Genomic DNA, 6174 nt, shown 5'->3' with positions numbered 1-6174 from the left:
GTCGCCGGCGCGCAGGGCCTCCACGGCCCGCTCGCACAGGCGCACCATGAACGCCAGCTCCACGGCCAGATGGTCCTCGGGCTCCGTGAAGCCGGGGTCCTTCGCGAAGCCGGCTGCGCGGTAGAGGCGCAGCACCTCGCTGTAGGCGTCCTGCATCATGAGGCCGCCCTCGCTCGTGTACACCGACTCGTAGGGGAACGCCTTCTGCGCCGAGCGCGGGCCCATGCCGAAGAACACGCGGTCGAACACCACGGCCAGCAACTCAAGCTGTCCGTCGTCGCACCCCGCCAGGTCGGTCTGCAGCGCCGCGAAGCCTTCGGCGAGCGCCGGGTCGTCCGACTCCACGCGTGCCGCCTCGGCGAGTTCCGCTGCGAACGCCGTGTCCAGCTCCTTCTCGTAGCAACGCGACAGCAGCGCGTACACGCGCGCGCGGTTCTCGCAGAAATCCACCAGGTTCTCCACCAGCTCGGCTGACATGACCTCTTCCATGGTTGATGCTCCTTCTTCGTTGTCGTCGGCCGTCCCCCGTAACGGAACGCGGCGGGGAGGGAAAGCCGCATTCCGCCACGGGGGAGGGTCGAGGGGTTGGACGCGCCCCGTTGCAGAGGCGCGCCCTTCCTACGATCAGTGATAGATGAACTGCTCGACGCTCGTGCCCACGCCGTACATGATGACGCGCAGGACCACGGCGCCCACGGCCGAGCAAGCACAGGCCGCGAACATATAGCCGGCCAGCGTCGACGGCTTCACCGTGCCGGTGCCGCCCTCGCCCTTCGTGGCCTTCACGCAGGCCAGCGCCGTGAGGGCCGTCGGGGCAACCAGCCCCACGACCACCACGCCCAGCCAGAACATCACGGCCAGGTCGCCGGCCAGCAGGCGCTCGATAGAGCGCGACGGTGCCTGGTACGGCGCCACGGCGATCCACACCACGTAGGCAACCGACGTCACCACCATGATGACGACGCCCGCCAGCGCCAGCTTCAGCGCGAAGCCGCCCTCCTCGGACGCCTTGCCGCGCAGGAGCACGAGCCCTGCCATGAGCGTCATGCCCATGGCCAGGCCGCCGCCCAGGTACATGAGGGGCAGCGCCGCGCTATCCCACGCGGGACGCGCCGCGATCAGGTACGAGGCGCCGGCCACCAGTGGCAGCACCAGGCCCAGCAGCGCGCCCAGCACGCCGAGCACCTTCGACACGCCGGGGTAGTCCTTCTTCGCCAGAATAAGGTACACGAGCGACACGATGCCCATGATGGCGACGATGAACAGCTCTTTCGACAGACCCGAGCCCAGGTTGCCCAGCAGGTGCGTCGCGCGCTCCGGGTGCCCCATGTGCAGCACCGACACGCAGCCGCCCACGGCCAGGCACACGAAGGCGATGAGCGCGCCCAGGAAGCGCACGTCCTTGAACTTGCCCTTGAGCTCGCCCACGCCCAGAAACACGAAGCATCCCGAGGTCACGCCCAAAAGGACGCTGAAGATCAGAAGGGGCCACTGGATATCCATGCTTACTCATCCCCTTTCCAAGAGAACTTGTCCAGGCCATACGTCACGCCCGGGTGGTTCCCCACGTCCTTGAGCTTGTGCGTGCTCTTGCGGGCGATCATCTTCGACACGTCGGACTCGGGGTCGTCCGCGTCGCCGAACAGGCGCGCCTGGCCGGGGCAGTGCTTCACGCACGCCGGTTTCTCGCCCTTGTCGATGAGGTGGGCGCACATGGTGCACTTCTCGATGACGCCCTTGTCCTTGCCCTCGTCGTAGGCGCGCACGCCGTAGGGGCAGGCCATGACGCAGTACTGGCAGCCGATGCACTTGCTGTGGTCGACCAGCACCACGCCGTCCTCGCGCCTGTAGCTGGCACCGGTGGGGCACACGCTCACGCACTCGGGGTTGTCGCAGTGCTGGCACGCCACGGGCAGGTAGTACATCTCCAGGTCGGGGTACGTGCCGAACGGGCCCACCGTCAGCACCTTGTTGTAGTAGGTGCCCAGCCCCACGTTGTTCTCCTGCTTGCACACCACGGCGCAGGAATGGCACCCGATGCAGCTATCCAGGTCGATAGCGATGATGTTGCGGGTCATACTACTTCGCACCTCCCTTCACGGTCACTTGCCTAACGCCGTCGGCCTGATCGTCGGAGGCGATCGCGTCGGCGCTCATGGGCAGGAATATCTTGAGGTCCTCCTCGGTCATGCAGATGTTCTTCGGGGCGCCCTCCTCGGCCTTGTATATCTTGCACAGGCCGCCGTAGTTGTCGGTGCCCACCGCCGGGTCGTAGGGGCCGTTGTTCTCGAACAGCACGTTGCAGTTCGAGTCGATGGCACCGTGCAAATCGTCGGTGGCCTCGCGCTCGGGGAACCACCAGTCGTGCTCCACGTGGATCATGCCGGGCTTGATGGCCTCCGTGAGGTTCGCGCGCTGGCGGATCTTGTCCACGTACGTCTCGATCCACACCCAATCATCCTGCGCGATGCCGTGCTCGGCGGCGGTGGCGGGGTTGATGTCCACGGTCGGGAACATGTGCACCTCGCGCATCCACGGGCTGTTGCGGTACTCGGTGTGGAAGAACGCATGGGAGCGCCCGCCCGTGATGAGCGTGTACGGGAAGTCTTCCAGCAGGTCGGGGCGCGCGAGCGGCGTGATGGGCGGCTCGATGTACAGCGGCAGCGGGCCGTTGCCGTACAGCAGCAAGTCCTCGCTCCACATCTCCATCTTGCCGTTGTCCGACTGCGGGTGCGCCGGGATGACCTTGCCGTCCGGCGTCTTCGTGCCGGGGAAGCGGTAGACCGAGCCCATCTTGTTGCCACGGTACATAGTGTTGAAGCCGGGACGGAAGTCGCTCGTCTTACGCATGAAGCCCGTCTCGTACTTCGGCGCCTGCTTCACCGTGGCCATCTCCACGCCGGTCACGCTGATGCGCTCGCGGAACTCCTCGAAGTTCGCGCAGGAGAGCTGCGGCGGAAGCGTCTCGGGGCCCTTCACCATGTAATCGAAGAACTCGTACTTGTCCTTCCAGTACATGTCCACGTCCATGTACTTCGCGAACTCGAAGCAGATGTCCATGTCGTCCTTGCACTCGCCCAGCGGCTCGTGGAACGGCTGGCGGATGAGGTAGGTGTGGCTCGTCGGGTAGCCGTGGCCGGAGTGAGCCCACTCCACGCGGTCCACCTCGTTGGGGTGCGCGGCCGGCAGGATGATGTCGGCGAGCTCGCCCGAGGGGGTCATGTAGATGTCCACGTTCACGAAGAAGTCGAGGTTCTTGAAGCCCTCGATGATCTCGTGGCCGCCCTCGATGGAGAGGATGGGCTCGGACGTTTGCTGCCAGTAACCATGGATCTGGAACGGGTCGCCCTTTGCCATGGCCTTCGTGGTGGCCGCGCCGAAGCCGCCCTGCTGGCCGTAGATGACCTGGCCGCCGGAGTTCTGCGTAGTCTCGCGCAGCTCGCCCGTGGCGTCGTCGGCCACGAGTATCTGCTGATAGCCGGTGTTCTGGCACACGGAGAGCTTCTTGATGTTCTTCGCCGTCTCCATGCGACGCTTGCCCATGCGGCCTTCCTTGTTGGGAACGACGTCGAACATGAACGAGTCGTAGCCGGTGGCGGGCTCGCGGCCGATGTTCTGGCCGCCCTTCGAGTCGAAGTTGCCGGCCAGCGCCATCATGATGGTGAACGCCTGCGAGATACCGGACGTGTTGATGGAGAACTCCACCTTCTGGCCGCGGCAGAAGCACGCGTGCGGGCTCGCGTCGATATAGGTCTGGATGGCCTCGCGGATCTTGTCCTCGGGCAGCTCGCAGAACTCGGCGGCGCGCTCGATGGTCCACGGGGTGACGTGCTCGACGAGGATATCCCAGCTCGTGCGGTACGTCTTGCCATTGATCTCGCGGCTGCCGGAGAGCGCCGGCTTCGCGTCGGCCACGATGTTGCCCTCGGCGTCGAGCCACTGGAAGGCCTTCGGACCGCCCACGCCCTGCTTGTTCTGCCAGTCACCGGACCAGAAGATCAGCTGGTCGTGCGCCTCGTCCCATGCGGGGTACAGCTCCTCGTTGCCGCCCTCTTTGATCATGGATTCGCGCAGCTGGTAGCCGGTGCCCTCCTCATCGATGAAGAACGGAGCGTTGGTGCAGAAGCGTGCGAAGTCGTTGGCGCACTTGTCCGAGTGAATGATCTCGTTGATGAACGCCAGCACGAGCGCCATGTCCGAACCCGGACGGATGGGCAGCCACAGATCGGCCTTGCTGGCCGTGCACGTGTAGCGAGGGTCGACGCAGATCACCTTCGCGCCGCGCTCCTGGGCGCGCTTGACGGTGAGCCAGTCGTAGTAGCCGCGGCTGCGCTCCTGGCGGCACCAGATGAGGATGCAGTCCGTGTTGTTGCCGTCCCAGCCGGTGTACTGCGTCTCGTCGCCGTAGAGGCGCTGGCTGGTGAAGTACGAGCCCACCCAGCACAGGTTGCCCACGCCGAACGTGGCGGTGGAGCCCAGCTCCAGCCACAGCTTGTTGATGGCCTGGAACTGCAGCATGTCGCGGCCGGTGCCGTACTGGTGGGCGATGGTGTGCCAGCCGTACTTCTCGCCGATCTCGGTGTAGCGGTCGGCGGCCTCCTGGTAGGCTTCCTCCCAGGTGATGCGCTTCCACTGGCCGGAGCCCTTCTCGCCCACGCGCTTCTGCGGGTAGCGAACGCGCAGCGGGTTGTACAGCTCCTGCGGGATGGCGAAGGCGCGGCCGCACAGCGTTCCCTCGCTGAACAGGTCGGGATTGCCCTCGATCTTCGTCAGGCGGCCATCCTTGACGTGCCCGAACAACGCGCAGCGGCCATAGCACTGGCGGCACGCGCTCGGGATGATCTTCACGTCATCGGACGACGTCGCCTTCGCGCCCTCTGCCGCATCGTCCGCGAAAGCCGTGGCAGCCTGCGAGCCCAGCAGCAGCGTCGAAGCGGTCGCGGCGGCGGTTGCCTTCACGAAGCCCCGGCGGCTCATCTTAAGTGACATCTCTCCTCCTCCTTTTGCACTCGTGGCTAAGATTTGCCCTGGAGGGAAGGACGCGGGAGGAGCCCGCTGGGACGGGCGACGATTCATGTGCAACGCTGGTCGCTCCCTTGGGCGAATTGGATGCGGGCAGCCGTCGGCGCGCCCTTTGCTGCGCGCTGCCCTCGTCCGCTACCCCCTCGTTCACCCGGCGCGTCCCCACGCGCCTCTCCCATCCTTGGCAAATTACTTGCAATGCTAATTATATTGGCATCAACTATTAGCGCAACAGGTATTTGCAAAGAATAGTCCTGATCTGCTACAAGCATGCACAGAACAGTCGATTCGCGCGGCAGAGGGCGAGGAGATTCAACCGATAATCTTCTGCGTTCTTGACGGGGCCTAGCCGCTTATGGTTTCTTGTAGGCGAGAGAATGCGAAACGCCGCGACCGAACGATCGTGCCACCTCCTTTGCATGATCGCCTCCCCGTCGCCCGGCGCGATACGCCCCACCGCACGCGACAACGCAAAAGCCGCCCTGCGCATATCGGAAGGGTTCAACATGGAGAGCAAGCACAACCGCCTCATAGGCTACCTGGTGTACGATGCGCAGAAGCACATCACGAAATCGCTCGAGGTCACGCTCAAGCCCTACGACATCACCCCTGGCCAGTGGAACCTCATCAACCAGCTGGACCAAGCTGGCGAGCTGTCGCAGAAAGAGCTGGCCACCATCACCCACAAGGAGCAGGCAACCATCACGCGGTACCTGGACACGCTTGAGCGCAAGGGCCTCGTGGTGCGCAACAAGCACAAGACCGACCGCCGCTCGCATGTGGTGAGCACCACCGACAAGGCCCACGAGCTTATCCGCACGGTGCTGCCCCTTACCGCCATCACGGCAAACCGCCTGATAGAGGGCATCGACCAGCAGGATATCGACACGTTCGTGACGGTGCTGGCCGCCCTCAAGGAAAACGCCGAGGCCATATCCGGGGAGTGAGCTCCTCCCTTGCCGCGAGCGCGCCGATGGGCGCCCCCCTTCGGAGACGCCCATCGCCTGCAAGTCGGTCGATGCGGGAACGCTTACCTTAGCGCCTCCTGCGTCGAAGCGCCAGCATGCTGGCACCGCCCACCGCCGCCGCTAGCGCCAGCGCGGCCGTGCTCACGGCCAATGCCGTCGACGCGCCGTCGCCCGTGCCCGCGAG

General features: G+C 65.2%; 5 protein-coding genes. 1 reads left to right on the top strand and 4 read right to left on the bottom strand.

All coding sequences use genetic code 11. The features are described from left to right. The 4 genes from GPA_RS20050 to GPA_RS06590 form a co-directional block, all read right to left on the bottom strand. The coding region (locus GPA_RS20050) for a TorD/DmsD family molecular chaperone (RefSeq protein WP_041239199.1) at positions 1-489 on the bottom strand (489 nt) is incomplete at its 3' end. A 135-nt stretch (positions 490-624) separates the two neighbouring features. Then, complete coding sequence (locus GPA_RS06600; protein WP_015539379.1) at positions 625-1503, bottom strand: dimethyl sulfoxide reductase anchor subunit family protein; 879 nt, start codon at positions 1501-1503, stop codon at positions 625-627. Between the two features lie 2 nt (positions 1504-1505). Further along, entirely contained in the window at positions 1506-2078 is a 573-nt protein-coding gene (locus tag GPA_RS06595) for a 4Fe-4S dicluster domain-containing protein (RefSeq protein WP_015539378.1), read from the bottom strand. Between the two features lies 1 nt (position 2079). Beyond that, positions 2080-4989 (bottom strand): molybdopterin-containing oxidoreductase family protein, encoded by a 2910-nt coding sequence (locus GPA_RS06590; RefSeq protein ID WP_041239198.1) that lies wholly within the window; start codon positions 4987-4989, stop codon positions 2080-2082. 539 nt (positions 4990-5528) lie between these two features. Between GPA_RS06590 and GPA_RS06585 the strand changes: the two genes are divergently transcribed. Continuing rightward, positions 5529-5969, top strand: a complete 441-nt coding sequence (locus GPA_RS06585) for a MarR family winged helix-turn-helix transcriptional regulator (RefSeq protein WP_041240203.1) — start codon at positions 5529-5531, stop codon at positions 5967-5969. Positions 5970-6174 lie beyond the last annotated feature (205 nt).

This window comes from Gordonibacter pamelaeae 7-10-1-b (assembly GCF_000210055.1).
GTDB classification, from domain to species: Bacteria; Actinomycetota; Coriobacteriia; order Coriobacteriales; family Eggerthellaceae; genus Gordonibacter; species Gordonibacter pamelaeae.
This window is presented reverse-complemented; position numbering and strand designations above follow the sequence as displayed.